Annotated in this window: 12 protein-coding genes and 2 pseudogenes; 10 read left to right on the top strand and 4 right to left on the bottom strand. The window is 46.3% G+C overall.

Annotated elements, in window-relative coordinates:
- Positions 1-162 precede the first annotated feature (162 nt).
- Positions 163-1047, bottom strand: coding sequence for an NAD(P)-dependent oxidoreductase (locus LSG31_RS07265; protein ID WP_347438703.1), 885 nt, complete (start codon positions 1045-1047; stop codon positions 163-165).
- 342 nt (positions 1048-1389) lie between these two features.
- Here LSG31_RS07265 and LSG31_RS07270 point away from each other — a divergent pair, with 342 nt between their 5' ends.
- The 4 genes from LSG31_RS07270 (at position 1390) to LSG31_RS07285 (ending at position 4668) form a co-directional block, all read left to right on the top strand.
- On the top strand, positions 1390-2451 hold the full coding sequence (locus LSG31_RS07270; protein ID WP_347438704.1) for a tartrate dehydrogenase: 1062 nt from the start codon (positions 1390-1392) through the stop codon (positions 2449-2451).
- A 108-nt stretch (positions 2452-2559) separates the two neighbouring features.
- Complete coding sequence (locus LSG31_RS07275; protein ID WP_347438705.1) at positions 2560-3048, top strand: peroxiredoxin; 489 nt, start codon at positions 2560-2562, stop codon at positions 3046-3048.
- A 182-nt stretch (positions 3049-3230) separates the two neighbouring features.
- Entirely contained in the window at positions 3231-4472 is a 1242-nt protein-coding gene (locus tag LSG31_RS07280; protein ID WP_347438706.1) for an FAD-dependent oxidoreductase, read from the top strand.
- A gap of 40 nt (positions 4473-4512) precedes the next feature.
- On the top strand, positions 4513-4668 hold the full coding sequence (locus LSG31_RS07285) for a hypothetical protein (RefSeq protein WP_347438707.1): 156 nt from the start codon (positions 4513-4515) through the stop codon (positions 4666-4668).
- Here the strand turns inward: LSG31_RS07285 and LSG31_RS07290 are convergent.
- Positions 4635-5918, bottom strand: a complete 1284-nt coding sequence (locus tag LSG31_RS07290) for an N-acetylmuramoyl-L-alanine amidase family protein (RefSeq protein ID WP_347438708.1) — start codon at positions 5916-5918, stop codon at positions 4635-4637. The genes LSG31_RS07285 and LSG31_RS07290 overlap by 34 nt on opposite strands.
- A gap of 536 nt (positions 5919-6454) precedes the next feature.
- The gene (gene ytaF, locus LSG31_RS07295; RefSeq protein WP_347438709.1) at positions 6455-7063 is read right to left on the bottom strand and encodes a sporulation membrane protein YtaF; all 609 of its coding nucleotides are present in this window, start codon (positions 7061-7063) and stop codon (positions 6455-6457) included.
- 33 nt (positions 7064-7096) lie between these two features.
- On the opposite strand from ytaF, the gene LSG31_RS07300 reads away from it, so the two are divergent.
- Positions 7097-10237, top strand: a complete 3141-nt coding sequence (locus tag LSG31_RS07300; protein WP_347438710.1) for a cation transporting ATPase C-terminal domain-containing protein — start codon at positions 7097-7099, stop codon at positions 10235-10237.
- Positions 10238-10303: 66 nt separating this feature from the next.
- Here the strand turns inward: LSG31_RS07300 and LSG31_RS07305 are convergent, their stop codons facing one another.
- Positions 10304-10681, bottom strand: a complete 378-nt coding sequence (locus LSG31_RS07305) for a hypothetical protein (RefSeq protein ID WP_347438711.1) — start codon at positions 10679-10681, stop codon at positions 10304-10306.
- 185 nt (positions 10682-10866) lie between these two features.
- Here LSG31_RS07305 and LSG31_RS07310 point away from each other — a divergent pair, with 185 nt between their 5' ends.
- The 5 genes and pseudogenes from LSG31_RS07310 to LSG31_RS07325 all read left to right on the top strand — a co-directional run.
- Entirely contained in the window at positions 10867-12717 is a 1851-nt protein-coding gene (locus LSG31_RS07310) for an HMA2 domain-containing protein (RefSeq protein ID WP_347438712.1), read from the top strand.
- Between the two features lie 18 nt (positions 12718-12735).
- Complete coding sequence (locus LSG31_RS07315; protein ID WP_347438713.1) at positions 12736-12987, top strand: DUF5132 domain-containing protein; 252 nt, start codon at positions 12736-12738, stop codon at positions 12985-12987.
- A gap of 19 nt (positions 12988-13006) precedes the next feature.
- The gene (locus tag LSG31_RS07320; protein ID WP_347438714.1) at positions 13007-16123 is read left to right on the top strand and encodes a cation-translocating P-type ATPase; all 3117 of its coding nucleotides are present in this window, start codon (positions 13007-13009) and stop codon (positions 16121-16123) included.
- A gap of 172 nt (positions 16124-16295) precedes the next feature.
- Positions 16296-16523 (top strand): annotated as a pseudogene (locus LSG31_RS23295) (HMA2 domain-containing protein); the annotation flags it as partial.
- A gap of 135 nt (positions 16524-16658) precedes the next feature.
- Positions 16659-19415 (top strand): annotated as a pseudogene (locus LSG31_RS07325) (cation-translocating P-type ATPase); the annotation flags it as partial.
- Positions 19416-19434: the final 19 nt, after the last annotated feature.

A 19434-nucleotide genomic window follows, 5' to 3' on the forward strand; every position in this document is an offset into this window, starting at 1 on the left:
CGCTTTACATACTATGATTTCACAATCAAGCTTTCCATAGGAACTCTGCAATCTCTTTTTGTACAGGATTGTTTATAGATTGCTTTTCCTATTTATAGAAATAATTCAACAACATTTGTTTCCCATATAAAATAGGGTGGTCTTGGCTGTATGGCAATGTCATCATTTGTTGCTATACCATTTGATCAATGCTTGTGTCCCGCTGTTGTCTTCCCCCATTTTCTCCATTTCCTGATATAAGGATAACGCCAATTCCAGGCCGGGAGCCATGATTCCCATATTCTTTGCAGCATCTAATGCAATTCCCATGTCTTTGATAAAATGTTTGATATAAAATCCGGGTTCATAATTATGAGCAATCATTCGCGGTGCAAGATTGCTTAATGACCAGCTGCCCGCAGCGCCTGCTTCAATGCTTTTCAATACAGTTGCAGGATCAAGACCGGCGTTTCTGGCATAATTGATGGCCTCACAGACACCCAACATATTCGATGCAATCGCAATCTGGTTGCACATTTTCGTATGTTGACCGGCTCCTGCTTTCCCTTGCAGAATAATATTTTTGCCCATGATTTCGAGGATCGGCTTGACGGTTTGGAATACTTCCTCATCGCCGCCGACCATAATGGTTAAACGAGCTTCTTTCGCTCCTATATCGCCGCCGGAAACGGGCGCATCGAGGGCATGAATCCCTTTTGCCAATGCGGCTTGATAAATTTTCTCCGCCAGAGCAGGTGTCGATGTTGTCATGTCGATTACATACGTACCCGGTTTGGCGTTTGCAAGAATTCCATCGTGATCGAGATAAATGCTTTCCACGTCTTTTGGATAGCCCACCATTGTAAGAATGACATCAGCTTCCCGAGCCAACTCTGCAACCGTCTCTTTCCAGACAGCGCCTAATTGCAGGAGTTCTTCCGCTTTTTCCTTTGTCCTGGTAAAGACGCGCAGACGATATCCATGCTTCAACAAATGCGACGCCATGCTTTTTCCCATTACGCCAAGTCCAATAAAACCGATAACTGTAGATTCTTTCTGCAATGCCATATGCATCCCCCTGCAATCTGTAACTCTTCTCGGATTTATGAATTGATCTGACCTAATAGTACCATTTCCTGCAGAAGTTATCCAAATGTAATGTATTCATTGAAGAAAATACGTGTGGGATGTCATTCCTTTGTCTTTTGAAATGGTATACTATGTATAATTGAAATATGTAGACAAACTGGAATAAAATATGAACGTTGGAAAATGGGGGAGAGGCTGCGGAATGATGGATCTTTCATTGAAAGCGTTATCTGCGATTGGTGAACCACATAATGAAATGATGTACTGTTTTGCAATTTAACATACTTTTGGAGAAATGAAAAGCAGGGAGGCGCATTGCAAATGATGAAACATTCGATTGCTGTATTGCCTGGAGACGGCATCGGGAATGAGGTAGTCCCGGCTGCATTGGAAGTGTTGCATACGTTGGCCGATCTTCATGGCGGCGTAAAGTTTGAAACGACATCCTTTCCTTGGAATTGCGATTACTATTTGGAACATGGAAAAATGATGCCGGATGACGGACTTTCCATATTAAAAGATTTTGAGGCGATTTTTCTCGGAGCTATCGGGGACCCAAGCAAAGTTCCCGATCATGTTTCACTTTGGGGGTTATTAATCAAGATCCGCCGGGAATTTGAACAAGTAATCAACGTACGCCCTGCCAAATTGATGCAAGGAATTCAGTCACCTTTGACAAGCCCGAAAGATTTTGATTTGATCGTCGTCCGCGAAAACAGCGAAGGTGAGTATAGTGAAATCGGCGGTCGAATTTTCCGTGGGGATGACGAAATCGCCATCCAAAACAACATTTTCTCCAGACGCGGTGTGGAGAGAGCGATGCGCTACGCATTCCAATTGGCGCAAAAACGGAGAAATCATGTGACAAGCGCAACCAAGTCGAATGGAATCGTCTATACGATGCCGTTTTGGGATGAAGTATTTCAACAAGTAAAAACAGAATATCCGGATGTTCAGACATCTTCCTATCACATCGACGCGTTAGCCGCATTTTTTGTGCAAAGGCCGCAAGTGTTTGACGTGATTGTGGCAAGCAATCTATTTGGCGATATTTTGACAGACATTGGCGCTGCCATCATGGGCAGTATCGGCGTGGCGCCCGCAGCGAATATTAACTTGAATGGCAAATACCCTTCGATGTTTGAACCGGTTCATGGATCGGCTCCGGACATTTGCGGCCGCGGCATTGCCAATCCGATCGGGCAAATATGGACGTTAAAAATGATGTTGGATCATTTGGGACTGGATGAACTTGGGTCGGTTTTGTTGGATGCGATCGAAGGCGTAACAAATGATGGAATAAAGACACCGGATGTCGGCGGCAAAGCAAGTACGCAAGAAGTAGTCGAAGGGATTATTGCACGACTCAGAAATATGGTATAATTCACCTGAACAAAAATGTAATATTTTGATTAAGAAATATTGCGTTTGTTCACACTAATTCAGGTAGCACCATTCTTTCCAAACTCATAAGCTAAGGAGGAACCGTTCATGCCAGCAGGCGCAACGCAAACGAAAACGTTGAAAGTTGGCGACAAGGCTCCTGATTTTACGCTAAAAGCGCACGGAAATCGGGAAATCAAGTTGTCTGACTATCACGGCAAGAAGAATGTATTTATCGCTTTTTATCCTCTTGATTGGACACCTGTCTGAGGTGCCCAGATGCCTTCTTACGAGGACGACTTGTCCAGATTTGAAGGGTTTAATACCCAAGTTTTGGGTATCAGTGTAGATAGTATACCAAGCCATGAAGCATGGCAAAAATCTGTCGGAGGAATCACCTATCCGCTTTGTTCCGATTTTTACCCACACGGAAAAGTCGCAGAAGCGTATGGCGTGTTACGCGAGCAAGGCATGTCCGAACGGGCGCTCTTTATTATCGACAAAGAAGGCGTCATCCGTTTTATTGATGTGCATCCGATCGATAAACAGCCGGACAATGAAGAATTGTTCCAAATCCTTAAAACCCTGGCGCAGTAATGGTATTGGCGATGGGAACTGAAAGATCAAGTTAAACGCGACTGGTAAAGACATATGGGAATTTTGATCACGAATTGTGATCATCCTTGTAAAGGAAATTCTCATATGTCTTTCTTTCATTCTATTACTTTGTATTTTCTGCCGTAGGGTTTTAAAATTCACTTGAAAATCTGGAGGCTGGGATGAAAAAAGCAATCATCTATACGACGACAGGCTGTCCGTATTGCAAAAAAATCAAAGAAGAACTGACCGCTTGGGGAGTTGAATACGAAGAGCGAAATGTAACCGAGCAACCGGAATTTTTTAATGATTTGCATGAAAAGGGGATTTTCTCAACGCCTGTTACATTCATCGAAGGAGAAGTGTTTATCGGGTATCGTCCCAATAAGATGAAAACGTATCTGGGCATTGATGAGACGGTCGCGAAGAAGAATGATCCCGGTGAAGACACTTCCGATATTTTTTCGGCTCCCTCTGAAGATATGTTTCAGCAAGTGTATGATTTGGCTATTATCGGTGCAGGTCCGGCGGGGGCATCTGCTGCTGTGTATGCAGCGAGAGGACGGCTGAATACCATTGTGATTGACAAGGCGCCGGGAGCCGGAGCTTTGGCGATTACACACAAAATTGCCAACTATCCGGGTGTTGCCGATGAGTTGACAGGATTGCAACTGGTCGACCGCATGCGTCGGCAAGCAAAAGGATTTGGTGCGACATTTATCCGCTCTCAGGTGATGTCCACAGATCTTGCAGGTGAGGTCAAACAGTTGACAACGTCAGATGGGCGCATTCAGGCAAAAGCCGTGTTTATCGCAGTCGGAGCCCGTGCCAAAAACAAAAAGATCAAAGGCGAAGAAGAATTTACAGGCCGTGGTGTAAGCTACTGTTCCACTTGTGACGGAGCTTTTTTCCAAAATCGCGTCGTCGGCGTTTCCGGTGACAATGAGGAAGCGCTCTTGGAAGCGATGGCTCTTGCCAAATTTGCCAAAAAAGTATATTTCTTTATTCCATCCAATAAATTGCAAGGGACGGCAGATATTAAAGCTGCAGAATCCTATGACAATATCGAAGTGTTGTGGCAGCATCGCGTTTTGGAAGTGACGGGAACCGAACGTTTTGAAGGAGTTCTTGTAAAATCTTCAGAAGGTGAGAAAACCTATACGTTGGATGGCGTATTTTTCTATATGGCGGGTAATAAACCGAATACCGAATTTCTTGGCGATGAAGTGAAACGGGATGCGGAAGGATATATTGAAGTTGATGAATTTCTAAAGACCAATTTGGTAGGAGTGTTCGCAGGCGGAGATGCCCGGCGTACCCCTGTCAAGCAAGCAGTTGTAGCAGCGGCAGATGGTGCCATTGCGGCAATTGGGGCAGACGCTTTGATCAAACATCGCAATTCTTTAGTTCCGCAATACAGCTAATGGCTCGATTGTCAAATAAACAGCCCCAGGTGGCAGTGGATTGAAAATCGTCACTCTTCATCTGGGGCAAGTGTTATTGGCCATTGCTACAACAGGAAGAAACGTCCGGCAATCATTGATTTCTGCAAAATTTCAGTCCGGCCATCGATTGATCGGGCTGTCTTATTTAAGGAGAAATTGGACGACTCCTTTATAAATGCTGTCAGCCATTTTTTCCTGATAATCGGTGGTGACACTATCGGCCAACTCTTTTGGATTCGATAAAAATAGCCCTTCTACCAGTGTTGCCGGTTGTGTGTTGTGGTGAAGAACATAAAGCTCGTCGTTATTTACGCCCGTACGCAAATTGGCGGTATCATTGCTTTTGTCAAATGAAAATTGCTTTAACGCTTGTTCTTCAATATCATGTGCGAGAATATGGGATTGTTGAGATTCATAATAATAGGTCATCGTCCCATGCATTTGCGGATTATCAGGATACATATTTTGATGGATACTGATAAATGCGTCTGCATGATTTTCGTTCGAAATTTTGACGCGGTCGGCCAAGGATACGAAAACATCAGTCGTTCTGGTCATAATGACATGGGCGCCTGCTGCCAGCAATTTTTGCTGAAGTACTTTTGCGACTGCAAGATTGATATCTTTTTCATCGATTGGCTGGATTTTGCCGATCGCTCCTGTATCCTTTCCTCCATGACCCGGGTCGATGACAATCGTCTTGCCTGCCAGTAAACCATCCGGACTTGCTTGCACAGGTGTTGCAGCGTCTGCAAACCACAGCGAATCTACTGTCTCTTTTCCAAAATTTGCGGAATCGATAGGGATCCAACCGCTTTGTTCCTGTTGATCCAGTACTTTTACATAATCGCCGCTGACAAAGAGCGGCTGTACGATCGTATTTTTTGAGAGTCGGCGGATCATTTTAAATTCATTGCCGGGTCCTGCAAATAAAGGCACATTGTCTTTGTTCAGAATGGTACCCAGAGAATCTGCTGCATGGAAACTTTGTGTATTTGCGACCCAACCGGCGATCCACCCGGTCTGATGTGGTGAAACTGCAACTTCATACCAGCTTCCTTTTTGCGATATAACCGGATAGGATTCACCTGCGTGCGCTTCTTTCAATACGGGTGTATCCGTGCTTGGCTGTGTTCGAATATTGACGACTGAAGCTGTTGGTGACAGCCACGTTGTATATGTCGGCAAAGAATGTTCCGATCCTTTTGTTGCCAGATTCATTGATATATTGGATGAATTTAGATCCTTGGCAGCTTTTTTGGAAGACAACGAAAAAGTCTTTAAAGCGGCGGGAATCGTCTGAGTCAGGATAGGCGTTGGAATAGCTTGTTCCTTGACAGGTTCATGGGATGCCGATTGTGTCGGCACTGCGATTCCTGCTATTGTTAATAATACCGCAAACGTTTTTTGAATCATGGAATGCATAATCTCTCACCCTCTATCATGTTTGATCTATGAAGTAAGTAGGCTTGCCAAAAACACAAGCAATAGAATAAGCCAAGGCCATGCACGTCTGTTACCAGTATTGTCATGATGAAGAAAGGATATACGGTGTGAGGGAGATACGATTTAAGAAATCTATTAGACCAATTGCTATGAATTGCTGTACAGGAAGAATGAAAGGCGAAAGGGGAAAAGGATCAAAAAAGGCAAAAGGAGCAAAAGGGAAACAATGAAAAAACTCCCGAATGTATTGGTGCATTCAGGAGCCTGAAGAACATTTTATCCGTCATGATAATAAAGTCATAATAATTATAGATAGAAAGGTTTGTTTATGACCGCCGGCGTTTCGTATTCATGTAAATCAAAAATACGAGCGCAGTTACAATTATAATGGATAAGACAGTAATGACAACACTTCCATTGTTGGTAAACATGCCATGAGTGGGAAACATCCGATCACCTCTGTCACAAGTGTTCCCATTTTTAAAGGAAACTTGTATGTACAGAAGGACTGACATTTAAAACAATTGATGCAGTCCGATGAAAATAAGCAGAATTCCTGCGATATAGGTTGCTTTGTTGCCGAATACTCCGGCTACGTATGTTTTGCCGATATAAATGGAAATGCCAAACAAGACGTAACTGAATATACCTACAGAGAAAGCGGTGAGAAAAATATTTAATTGAATGACACCTGCATCAAATCCACCCGCCAATGCATTAATGGCTAGCGCTGCCCCTAATACAATCGATTCGGCAAGACTGATTGTCTTGGATTTGTCCGAATCGGCCGCCTCCGGATTTTGCAAAATTCGTATCATGGTGGATGAAGTATCGGATGCTTTGGATGCTTTTTCAAAAAACGGCTGCAACATGACCCAAAACCCCACCAAGATGAGCAGAATGGTGCCTAGTATTGTCCCGATGCGTGGGGAAATCCAGAGACCGATCCATTTTCCGGCAATCCCTGCCGCAAGTGTTGCGAGTGCAGACATGATTGCGATCATTGCGTTTGAATACCAGGGAACTTGTATATCGCGGATTCCGTACGAAATACCGACGCCTGCATTGTCTAAATTCGCGGCAATGCCGATCATGATGATATTGAAGAGGTTTGATTCATGCATGAAATCACCTCACTTGTCGATGGTTGAATATATATGCATAACGGTTTGACCATTATCCGAAAAAATTTTGCAATTCTTTTGGGAAAAGAGGATGAATCGCATCAATCCTTGCAAGATGGAGAGTCTAAACCTGTAGGAGGTGTATGCGAATGCAAAATTGGCAGGATGGTAAATTCGAATTTGTTTGGAACAATAAACGGGGTGACTCGTGTGGCGTATTCCATCGGCAGGCTTGAATCGTTGGCGTTTCGAATCGTCAATGCCACCCGGCAAGTGGTTACAGAAGTAATTTTTACACATGGCGGATGTACGGATCACCGATATAACCCCGAGAAAGGGAACCCTAAAGCATCAAATATTGATCGCAGGCCATCAGATCGTAATAGCAGGTCATCAGATCTTGATATGGAATGGCAGGCAGAAGATGCCCGATATGCCGGAGATTCTTCCCATGCAGAAGTTGAAAGGCTAAAAAGATCACATCAACAAAACCAGGGAGATCCATTTATTTGGGATTTGCAAGCCATTCGGAAATATCAGGAACAAAACCGTGATTCCGGCCTTACAAATGAGGAAGCGCAACAGAAACTCAATCAATTTGGATGGAATGAAACACGTGGACAGCCTGGAAGCATTCCGATGTTTCTGCACCAATTTGCAAATGTATCGACGGTAAGCCTGCTGGGATTTGGCGTATTGGCATTATTTTTGGGAAAATATATCGACGCGGCCATTGTATTTTTTACATTTTTGCTTTCAGGCGTTTTGACCACACGGTATAAAGGCTTGTCAGAACAAGCGCATCAGGAGCACTTGCGAAAACATAAATCGGTTATGGCGCTAAGGGAGGGAAGATTGAGCCAAATATCTTCCCACTTGATTGTACCTGGCGATCTTATTTTTATAAGGCCAGGTGATATGGTACCGGCAGATGGGATTCTTTTACAAACGAATCATTTTGAACTGCGGGAACTTGCTTCTGACGCTTCGTATCAATGGAAGACGAAAAAAGGTGTAGAGGACCCTGACTGGATTCAAGCCGATTGGGCTATGTCCAAGCGCAATCTTGATGCATTTAGAGCCTCTGAAGCTGCAGTGTATGCAGGATCTGTCGCGATTCGCGGTACTGCCAAGATGCTAGTCACCGCTACCGGGAAACGTACACGGTATAGCCAATTGCTGCAACAGCCCAAACACCAGCAAATGTTTACGGAAAAACATTATCACCATATTACTTCATATCTCACAAAATATGGTTGGTTAAGTATTCTTGCAATTGGTGCAATTACGATGCTTTTGCGCTGGTCCGGTACTGCCGCATTGCAAACAGCTGTCGCGGTTGGGACATCTGTCATTCCCGGCGGTCTTTCCCTGCCTGTGTGCCTGGCATATTGGTCGGCATTGAAAAAAAGCAGAAAGACAAATGGCATGCAAGGACTGCCGAGTATGCACCATGTAGACAAGCTGGAAGATAGTAAGGGGATTATTTTGTCAGAACATGGGATAACCAAAGAGTTGAACATTCAACAATTGTGGTGTGCCAATACGCAATGGAATCTGGACCAGTCGGGAACAATCGGCGCAAAAAGTGTTTGGCAGGCAGCCGCGTTATATGCACAACACCAAACGGCCGCCCAGACATCCCATTGCAGCGAGCCTAGTCTATATGATCAGGCGATTCAGCGGGCAACCGCTCAGTTCGGGCAGAGTATGGAAGCAAATCCGGCAAAGTGGATTTGGATTCATCACGGCGGGATGCAAGATCATGAATTGTTTGAAATGCGGGTGTTTAAGGACGAGAATGGCCGTTTGATCGAAGTCGTACGGGGTCCTGCGGGACTGTTGTTTCAAGCATGTGCAAAAGCGGCCGGTGCTGATCAAGATCTTGCTTCCATTGATACAGAGCAAAGTCTTGAAGCTTCGGTTGTCGAAGATTCTTTTCGGAGTTGGCTGCACACAGCAGACGAACACCAAGCATGTACGATTGGTTTTGCCTGCCGGGTTCGCGATCAAGGTGGGACATCCTCTGATGGAAAAGACCTATTGCCAAAGGATGGACAGGATAAACAGGATGTGTTCAAATCCGATTTGATTTGGATTGGCGCTTTCTCGATGAAACGAACATATCAGCATGTACAGGATTTGTTATACCGGTGCAAAGAGCGGAAATTGCCCGTTTTTCTATTGGCCGATTTCTGTATGGCGGAAGATTCGGATTTCTGGAAAGCGATCGATCACAAACAGTTGCATATAAAAACAGTCGCGGCAGACAAATGTTTCGAAGAAATGTCTGAGCAGACGCTGGGACATTATGATATCTGGGTCATTCACGGAAATGATGAGCAGCGGTTGCAAGTGGTTCATACGCTGCGGGAACGCATGTCTGATGTTTGTTTTATCGGCTGCCAAGAGCAAGAGAGAGCGTATTTTGGTGCAGCGTGGATGTCGATTGAGCAAGGAGTGTTGCGTGGTTTAAAGGATGTGATTCATTTCATCGAAGAAGCGCAAGACGCGCGCTCTCGTTTATCCCGCGCCAATGGAATGATTATCAGCGGGAATTTTGCAGAAGCCGTGTATACGACAATGACTGGAATTCTTGGCTTAACGCATGCACATGGTCCCATCAATCTCAATATTTTAACAAACCTCATCACTTCGATCGGTATCGCAATCGGGGGACAGCGCAATGGAGAAGCAAAGCATGCGCAAGATTTCGGGGAGTTGAAAAAACCGATCCTTTCCCACGGTGTGATCAACGGCTTGATCGCTACAAGTGCATACGGAATCGGACTATGGATTCGCACCGATCCGATGTTTGCAAGTACGTTCGCCTTCGCAACATTGATTCTGTCACAACTGATTCATGCGTTGAAGTGGGGAAGAAAAGAACATGTGGATAAACTTGCCGAATTGACGGAGGAAACCGTTATGGTGGTGAGTGTCATAACTGCATTGGGAATATTAATCGTTAGTGCACATACGCCAGCAGTCGCGCAAATGTTCCGTTTAACGCCGTTAGCCTTGCATGAATGGCTGGCAGCTGCAGCGATTGCCGGGGTAACAGGCCCAATTGCGGCAAAAATTGAGCAACCGATTTGGCGTGGCATGAAACGATTGAACCCAATTAAGGATCGATTCAAAATTCGTTCGATCAATCAACCGGAAGTGGCATGAGAATTTTTTTATAAGAGAACGGCGAGAATTACTTTTGAGTAAATTCTCGCCGTTCTCTTTTGTGGACTAAGGCTTGGGAAGATATTTTTCGATCGTTTTGTCATCCAGCACGGCAAATGTTTGGGATATGTCAGGCAAGGTTTCCCCAGGAACTTCAGCAGCCGTATCCATCCTCTGCGAATACTCATTGGATGGATTGTCGGAGCTTTGCAGTCCATCATATGCATACTCTTCATACGAATGCATACCACTTGTCGTACCGGCAGCAGAGAATTGCTCACTTTGCAACTGGGAATCTTTTTTCATACTTTTGATTGTATGATTCATTTGGTCTTTTACTTCCAGCGCGGCAACCGTACCTTTCACAGCCAGACTTCGCAATGCCCGTTTTGCTTTTGGTGAGCTTAAAAGTATCCCTGCCATGGAGGCAATGAATTGAAGCATGGGATTTCTCCTTTCCTGCACCATTTTCTATGTTGACGATTTCTGAGACACCTTTCAGCGTTTCCCACATTTTCTACTGTAACCAAAATACAAAATTTTCATTACGGAAATGAGTGCACAATACATAATTCCAATCGCGATAGCTCAAACTTTTAAATGTATTTTTTGAAAAAGGAGAATTCTGGATGCAGCAAAAAGAAGCAAGATTGATCCGGGCAATTCCAGGTCGAGTGCGCTTCATCGTATGTCATTTAAAGGGAAACCGCGTACTTGCGGCGCACATGACAAAACACTTACAACGGGTGGAGGGAATTCAGCATGTGGAATGTTCTGTTATCACCGGAACCCTTCTCGTACGATATGATGTTCGATTGCTGTCCATCCAAGACATGGAGCGGGAAGTTCAGGCGGTCCATCGTCATAATAAAATTCCATCTGACATGACAGTCGGATGGAGGGAAACGGCAGCATTTTCTGAACTATCACCCATACGGAAAGACATGTTAGCTGCCGGTCTCATGCATCAGGGAAAGACTTTTGCCGATCACTCTCTCCGTACGAATCCAAAAGTCCCTTTGCCTTTGATGATTTCTGTCGCAGGCTTGGGATTTTTGACAATCAAGCAAATGATGGTGGGGCGTACCGCATTAGCTTCCAGTCCGGCGTTATTTTACCTATCCGGAATTCTCTCAATCGTCAGTGGTTATTCCTTTGTCAACAGGGGGGTGAAGCGATTCCTGAGAGATCGCCAAATTCCTATGGATGTTCTCCTTGGGACCGGTGTATTGGTGTTTGGTTTGCTGCGTGAAAATCTGGTTGTATTGGCAGGATTGAGTTTGCTGCAGTATGTCAATTGGAAACAGCAGCAGCTTGCATGCTACCCGGCACAGCAGCCAATCGTTCCAAAGGATATTCGAGAGTATATTGAAAAAACCAGCAAACGGGGATTTTTATTTGCCGCAATGACTTTGGGCATGACGGGGAATCCTTTATTTGGTCTAGGGATTTTATTGGCTGCGAATCCGCGCCCCGTATTGGTGGCAACAGACTATGCCTGGAAACAGGCAGAGGTCGTCTCCATGCAAAGGGGATATATGATACCGAAAGATGGTTCCTTGGAACAGTTGTCACGCACCAAAACGATTGTATTTGAAGATACGGCACTTATGTTTGAGCCGCAAAAAACGCAAGTGCAATGTATGTCGTATGGAGATGAACAGGAAGTTTGGTCGTTGGCTGCAGCCGTATTGGAAAAAACGGGACATTTTTGGCGGGATGCAGTCATGAAAAAAGCGCTGGAAAGCGGGAAAACCATTCGTACAGCTTTTGCAGTGAAGCAGACACAAGAAGGTGTGACGGTACAGATCAGCGGCATGACCGTATACTGTGGAACGATCAAGTTTATGAAACAGCACCAAGTGAATATCCAGGCATACCAATTGGAAACGAAACGATTGCAAAAATTAGGGTATGAAGTGATACTGCTGGGGAAACAGGTTGCTGATGAACGCACCTGTATAGGAATCCTGATCGCTCCAACCAATAGTTTTACAAAGGAATTTCAGCAGCTTAGAGAGCTGGCGCAGCAACAAAATTGGAACATTGGCGTGATCGAAAACCAGATGAATATCGATACCGGCATTTTAATCCGCAACAACATTGTGACTTCATGGCTGACAAATGATATCGATCAGTTGGAACAACGGTTGCAGTCGGAAAACAATCTTGGCAATGAAATTGTATTGGTGAAAAAACAGCTGGGAACAAGAGAGCACAGTTCACCATATGTTCGTTGTGTGCCAAGTATTGATATTACACAGGTCAATGACCTGTATCATGCAGTTGTGTACGCAAACCGCATGAAGCAGGTCGTGTATGAACATTTGGCAATCACAAAAGTGTGGAATGTAGTTGGAAGTGTTTTGGCGGTGCCGCTAACCATGTATGGTGCGCCGATTGCCAATATTATGTCAGACTCGATTTCCTTGATATTTTTGTCAAGGGCAAAACGAATCAGTGAAACAGCAACAGCATAGCATAAGGAGTTTTTTCTCATGATACAACGTAGTGTGGAACGATTGATCGTAGGTGCCGCTTTAGCCGTAACCGGCAGTATTCTGCTGCCTGTAATCAAAGAGGTAATCAAGCCTGTAAGCGGTATGGGAGGCAAAAGTTTTTCCGATTTGCGGGAACGCGGCCAGTATATGATGCAGATTGCGCGGGAAGAAGTGGAAGATATCGTAGCGGAAGCGCAATTTGAACGTATGAGGAAGAAGATCGACCGGGAAATCGGCGGGATGCAATGACCGATGGAAGGAGGTTCTAATGAAACAGAATAGAGATGGCGGCAAACGGTGTCTGCACCAATTGCCCGGGCGGATCCGAATATTTGTAAAAGGAGTGCAAGGACACGATCAAACCGCTGCAGAGTTGGACACATACTGCAGCCGCATATCCGGAGTGATCGGTGCTTCCGCAAGCAGCCGGACAGGAAGAGTGCTGCTGTATTTTGATGAACATGTGATTCCAGGCGAAATTCTGATACAGAAAATCCTTGAATTTGAGCATGTCCTTGAATTTGAACAAAGACGGATCGAAGAAGCTGCGGAAACATGTGTTGCCGCTTGTGCCGAGCGGCTGGCAACAGATGGTGCGCTGGCACAAAAGCCTGCATGGTACGCGATGAGCGCAGAGGAAATCCTGGAGCGCTTGCAAAGTCACTCACGGAGCGGTCTTTCCACCCGGGAAGTGGAATCGAGATATCAGTTTTTTGGGAAAAACGAAATTCCCGAACCTGTTTCACCGCCCTGGTATCAGACGTTTCTCAAACAATTTTTCAATTTTACCACCTTTACCATGGTCAGCATTGCAGCACTTCCCATATTTTTTGGACGTTTTCGCGATACGGCCGGTGTGCTTATGCTCCTTGGAATCAATGCGGTTATAAGTACATATCAGCAGCAAAAAGCACAGAAAGACGTTCGATCGTTGAAGCAATTAAGCATTCATCAGGCAAAAGCGGTCAGGGACCGCAAGGAAACAGTGATTCCGGCAAACCAACTGGTTCCAGGGGACATTATCATCCTCGAAGCGGGAGATCGGGTGCCGGCGGATGCCATTCTTCTGGAATGTTGGAATGTAGAAGCAGATGAATCCTCACTGACTGGAGAATCTGTTCCTGTAGCCAAAGCAGAGTCGATCTGCTGTGAAACGGATACGCCTTTAGCGGAACGAAAAAATATGGTATTTATGGGGACGATCCTGACAAGGGGTCGGGCACATGGGATTGTCGTGGCAACGGGAGCGGATACGGAGATCGGCAAGTTGATCATAGGTTTGCAGCAAGTGAAAAATCGCCCTACACCGCTGCAGAAAAAATTGACGGTTGTTGCCAAGACGATCGTAATCACTGCATTGGCAATTGCCGGAGTTGTCGTCGGATTGCGCTTTATGCAAGGCTATCCGATCGCCGAAACGCTATTGACAGGAGTATCTGTAGCGACAACGGCGATTTCCGAAGGATTGCCAATCATGATTACCGTATGCTTAGTTGCCGGGATGCGCCGCATGGTTCGGCATAAAGCTCTGGTGAAAGAAATGTCGGCACTTGAGACATTAGCGAAAGTAGATGTGATTTGCACAGACAAGACAGGTACGTTAACGAAGAATGAGATGACTGTCAAAACGATTGTCCAAAATCAGCACAAATGGCATGTCACAGGTGACGGCTATCAGTTATCCGGCAGCATCGTCGACGAGAATCAGCGGCAAGTTCGCGTGCACCCATCCCATCCGCTTTATTGGATAAGTACATTGGCGGCACTTTGCAATGATGCAGAGTTGGGTGAATCCAGGGCTTCGGGGGCTTCCGGGGGTTCTGTTCAGAAAGCTGTATCGATTCAGGGAGATCCTACAGAGGCAGCTTTGCTGATTGCCGCCGGGAAAGCGGGTGTCGATGCGAAGCAGTGCCGGTCGCATTTTCGGCGTGTGCGGGAAATTCCTTTTGATTCGGATCGTCGGCGCATGACAGTCGTCTGCCGCAATCGCAATGGCGAGTACATCGTTTGTACAAAGGGATCTGTCGATGTTGTGTTGGGCAGTTGTGATTTTATGCAGCAGGATAAAGAAATCGAACAATTGGATGAAAAAAGCCGCGCCGGGATCCTTAAGCAAGAATATGACCTTGGGAAACAAGCCATGCGTGTGTTAGGCATCGCTTTTAAATCTTTGGATAGAGATCCGCACACTCTGTCACCGGAAGAACTGGAAAGCGGACTTACCTGGGCGGGGATGTTTGCCATGAAAGATCCGCCGCGTGAGCATGTGAGCGAAAGCATTGCGGTCTGTCTGAAAGCGGGACTCCATGTTGTCATGATTACAGGCGATCATCCGGTAACGGCAGAAGCCATCGGGAGAGAACTTGGCCTCATTCAAGGTGACAGTCAAGTTCTGACCGGTCGGGAACTGGAGTCATTGTCGGATGAGGAACTTCTGGGAGCAATCCAAGGCGTGCGCATTTTCAGCCGGGTAGCGCCGACGGACAAACAGCGGATTGTAGCTGCATATCAACAACTGGGCAAACATGTTGCGATGATCGGTGACGGCGTCAATGATGTGCCTGCATTAAAACAAGCGGATGTGGGCATCGCTCTCGGGACGGGAACGGATGCGGCCAAGGAAGCATCCTCCATGGTGCTGACGAATAATGATTTTTCTGCCGTTGTCAAAGCCATTCGTCAGGGGCGCAGCGTGCTTGGGAACATTCGCAGCACCATCGGGTATGTGTTTCTCGGGAATCTGTCCGAAGTATTCTATGCGGCGATGGTGGTTGTAGCCGGGCTTCCACTTGCGCTGATGCCGATGCAAATGATGTTCATGAATATGTTGACAGATTCCTTGCCGACCCTTTTGCTGACAATCGGCCATCCGAGCGTGAAGCACGATTGCTCTGTTGCGACTCCATTGTCAAACGTAAAAGACATTTTTGATCGTTCCTTTTTATCGAGAGTGACGGCAAGTGGTCTTATCGTCGGCGGTTTAACGACAATCACGTTTTTGGCAATGAATGGCGTGACAGGCAATTTGCCGTTAGCGAGTACGATGGCTTTGGCTGTGTTGTGTATCGGGAAGCTCTTGCAGGTTTCCTATTGGCGGCGAGCCAGTGTCGGCACAGATGACGCCAAACTCGATTCGTTGATGAAATTCACGCTGGCTCTTGGCATCACAGGGCTTTTGGCAGCTATATACGTACCATCCTTGCGGTTTGTATTCCATAGTGTGCCGCTTGGTTTTACACATTGGGGAATTGTGATCGGCGCAGTTCTGCTTGGCACCAAATTAACAAGGCCATTCGCTTCTTATATAGAAAGAAAATGGCCGCAAACACAGTCTTCCATAAATGAATGTTCGACGATCCCTTCGTCAGATGTCGCTGTGGCATAAGTGTGAAACGGAGCAGCGAACGATACGGAAAAATGTTTGACGGAAGAAAAGTAAAATCGTGCATCCATTTACATGAAATTTGTTTACATGCAAACACTATCTAGTACGCAATCAATCGTAGTTAGGGCTTTGAATTTCGGAACTACAACTTTTCAATTAGGGGTCGAAGTGAATGGTTAACAACAAGACACATCGCTGGACGAGACAACTGCCGGGGAGACTGCGTGTATATATCAAAGGATTACGGCACAATTCACAAAATGCGCAGATCATTGCAGATTCCTTGCAGTCAGTCCCTGGCATTTTACAAGTGCGTCCATGTATTGTAACAGGCCGCGTCCTGATCCAGTACGACCATCAACAACTCGATCAAGTCAGTCTTTTGCAGGAAACCACACGTTTGGAGCAGCAATTCTCGGCAGACAAGCGGGAAGCGAATACCATAAGAGTCGACCATCATCAGTGGATGGAAAAGGATGAAGCAGCGGCAACGGCCGAATTCACAGGAACTCTGCATGCTGTTGAATCCGCACAGGAAATGAATTGGCATGCTGTTGAAAGCGGGCAAGTGTTGGAACAATTTCAGGTCAATCACCACCAAGGGTTAACTGCCAATCAAGTACATATGTTGCGGGAGCGATTTGGAGCCAATCAACTGCAAGCAAAGCCCCCTACTCCTTGGATTCAATCATTTGCAGAACAGTTTAAGGAATTTACCACCGTTGTTTTGCTTGGCGCTTCCGTTCTTTCCATTTTTACAGGTGGATTGATTGACGGTTTGGCGATGGGAGGCATAGTACTTTTAAATGCGGTAATTGGTGCAGTTCAGGAGCAGAAAGCGGAGCAAGTGGTGCTATCGCTGAACCAATTCCAGCCGCCTGTTTGTACTGTGCTGCGAGATGGAGAAGAAGTTCAACTCTCGGGAATGGATCTTGTGCCGGGGGATATCGTACAGTTTGAAGCCGGTGATCGTGTCCCTGCCGATATCCGCATTATTCATGCCTGGAACCTGGAAGTGAACGAAGCGGCGTTAACCGGAGAATCCTTGCCTGTAGCCAAACATGAGGAAATGCTTGCGATCGCCTGTCCGTTGGCTGACCGCAAAAATATGTTATACATGGGTACGAGCATCACTCGCGGCAAAGCGATCGGCATCGTTGTTGCAACGGGGATGGATACGGAAATCGGCCATTTGATGGCACTGATGAAAGACTCGGGGAGAGAGATTACACCGCTGCAGCAGAAAGTGACTTCGATTACGAAACTCTTCTTTAAAGCCGCCATGATTGGGGGGGGTATTGTCTTTGCTACAGGACTTGTGCGCGGTATTCCGCTCATGCAAATGGTCACTACATCCATTACGCTGGCAGCATCAGCCGTACCGCAAGGATTGCCGATCGTCATCACGATTGCATTGAGTGCAGGCATCTTCCGAATGGCCGAAAAGCAAGTATTGATCCGAAAACTTTCCGCTTTGGAAACACTCGGGCGTACAACGGTCATATGTTCGGACAAGACGGGCACATTGACGAAAAACGAAATGACTGTACGAACGATCGCGACACCGGGTCAAGCATGGATTGTTACCGGGAACGGATACGATCCGGAGGGATCCATTCTGCCGGAAGACGAGGAAGTTGCGATTGCCTCAACTACGTCTGCGTCGGACAAAGAGACAATGTTGGAACAACCCTTGCAACATCCGGAATTGAAACGCCTGCTTGAAATCAGCTTGCTTTGCAATAACAGCAAATTGGAGCAAAGCGCCGATCAGTGGACAATCAAAGGAGATCCGACAGAAGGCGCGCTGGTAAGTCTCGCGGCAAAAGCCGGTATGCAGCAGGATCGGATGTACCAATGGAGCCGCTGTCACGAGATACCCTTTGACTCCAACGTCGGGACAATGAGCGTTGTTTGCAAGGATACTGCACAAAAAGACCAGTGTTACGTATTTGCGAAGGGATCCGTCGAAGCGATTTTGCGCTATTGTAATCAATATCAGGAAAATGGTGAAATCTATACACTGACCGCAGAGAAAAAGCAGATCATTCTAAAGCAAAATGAGATGTATGCAAAAGAAGCGCTGCGTGTTTTGGGATTTGCGTATCGTTCGTTGGAGTGGGACGAATCGAAAAAAAATGTGGATCAGACGGAGATGATTTACGTTGGCATGGTTGGCATGATGGATCCTCCCAAACCGGAAGTGGAAAATCACATCCGTGAAGCCTATCAGTTAGGCGTGAAACCGGTGATGATTACGGGAGATCATCCGATTACGGCAATCGCCATTGCCCGGCAATTGGGAATCGGGCACGGCGGGCAAGAGGTACTGACCGGTCAGGAACTGGAGCGTCTAACGGATGAGGAATTGCTGCAAAGAGTAGAGCATGTGTCGATTTTTGCCAGAGTGACTCCGGAACATAAATTGCGCATCGTCTCGGCGTATCAGAAATTGGGTCACTATGTCGCGATGACAGGTGATGGAGTCAACGACAGTCCGGCGATTAAAAAAGCAAATGTGGGCATTGCCATGGGCAAGTCGGGGACGGAAGTAACGAAAGAAACATCAGACATGATCTTGAAAGAAGATCATTTCGGGTCCATTGTGGATGCGGTGAAAGAAGGCCGGACGATCATTGGCAATATTCGGCGTGCAGTCGGGTGTCTGCTTACCGGGAATTTGGCGGAAATTCTGGTGACAGGCGCCGCCGTGCTCGTCGGCTTGCCGATTCCATTGGTACCGATTCAGATTCTCTTAATGAATCTGCTGACAGATGCGGTACCGGCGACGATTTTGGCGATTAATCCGGGCAATAGCCGCAAGCTGACAAAGCGGCAGGATATTGTGGATCGTTCTCTCTATCAAAAAGTCGTGACACGCGGCATTCTGCTTGGCACAGGCTCCCTCGGACTGTTTGCCTATTCATTGGCTATGGGCGCTCCGCTGGTTGTAGCACAGACAGTGGCCTTTGCAACACTTGTTGCCGGACAATTGATGCAAACATTCTCCTGGCGGCAAGAGGGAAGTGTCGGGGGTGTCAGGGACTGGTTCAAAGACCGCTTCTTTGTGGGAGGTCTCGCGATCTCGTGGGCAGCATTGTTGTCTGTGATTTATATTCCGCCATTATCAGTTGTATTCCATACGGCACCTTTGACAATCGGCCAGTGGATACCGGTTTTGGCGGTTGCCGCATCCATATCGATGCTTGCCAAGCCCGTCCTGGGCCTTCTATATAAACAAAATCAGCAATCCGATTCATTTCAGCCGACAAATTCATTGGCGGCAGCGTAAGTCAAGGTTGCTCGTATCG

Source organism: Fodinisporobacter ferrooxydans, from assembly GCF_022818495.1.
GTDB classification, from domain to species: Bacteria; Bacillota; Bacilli; order Tumebacillales; family MYW30-H2; genus Fodinisporobacter; species Fodinisporobacter ferrooxydans.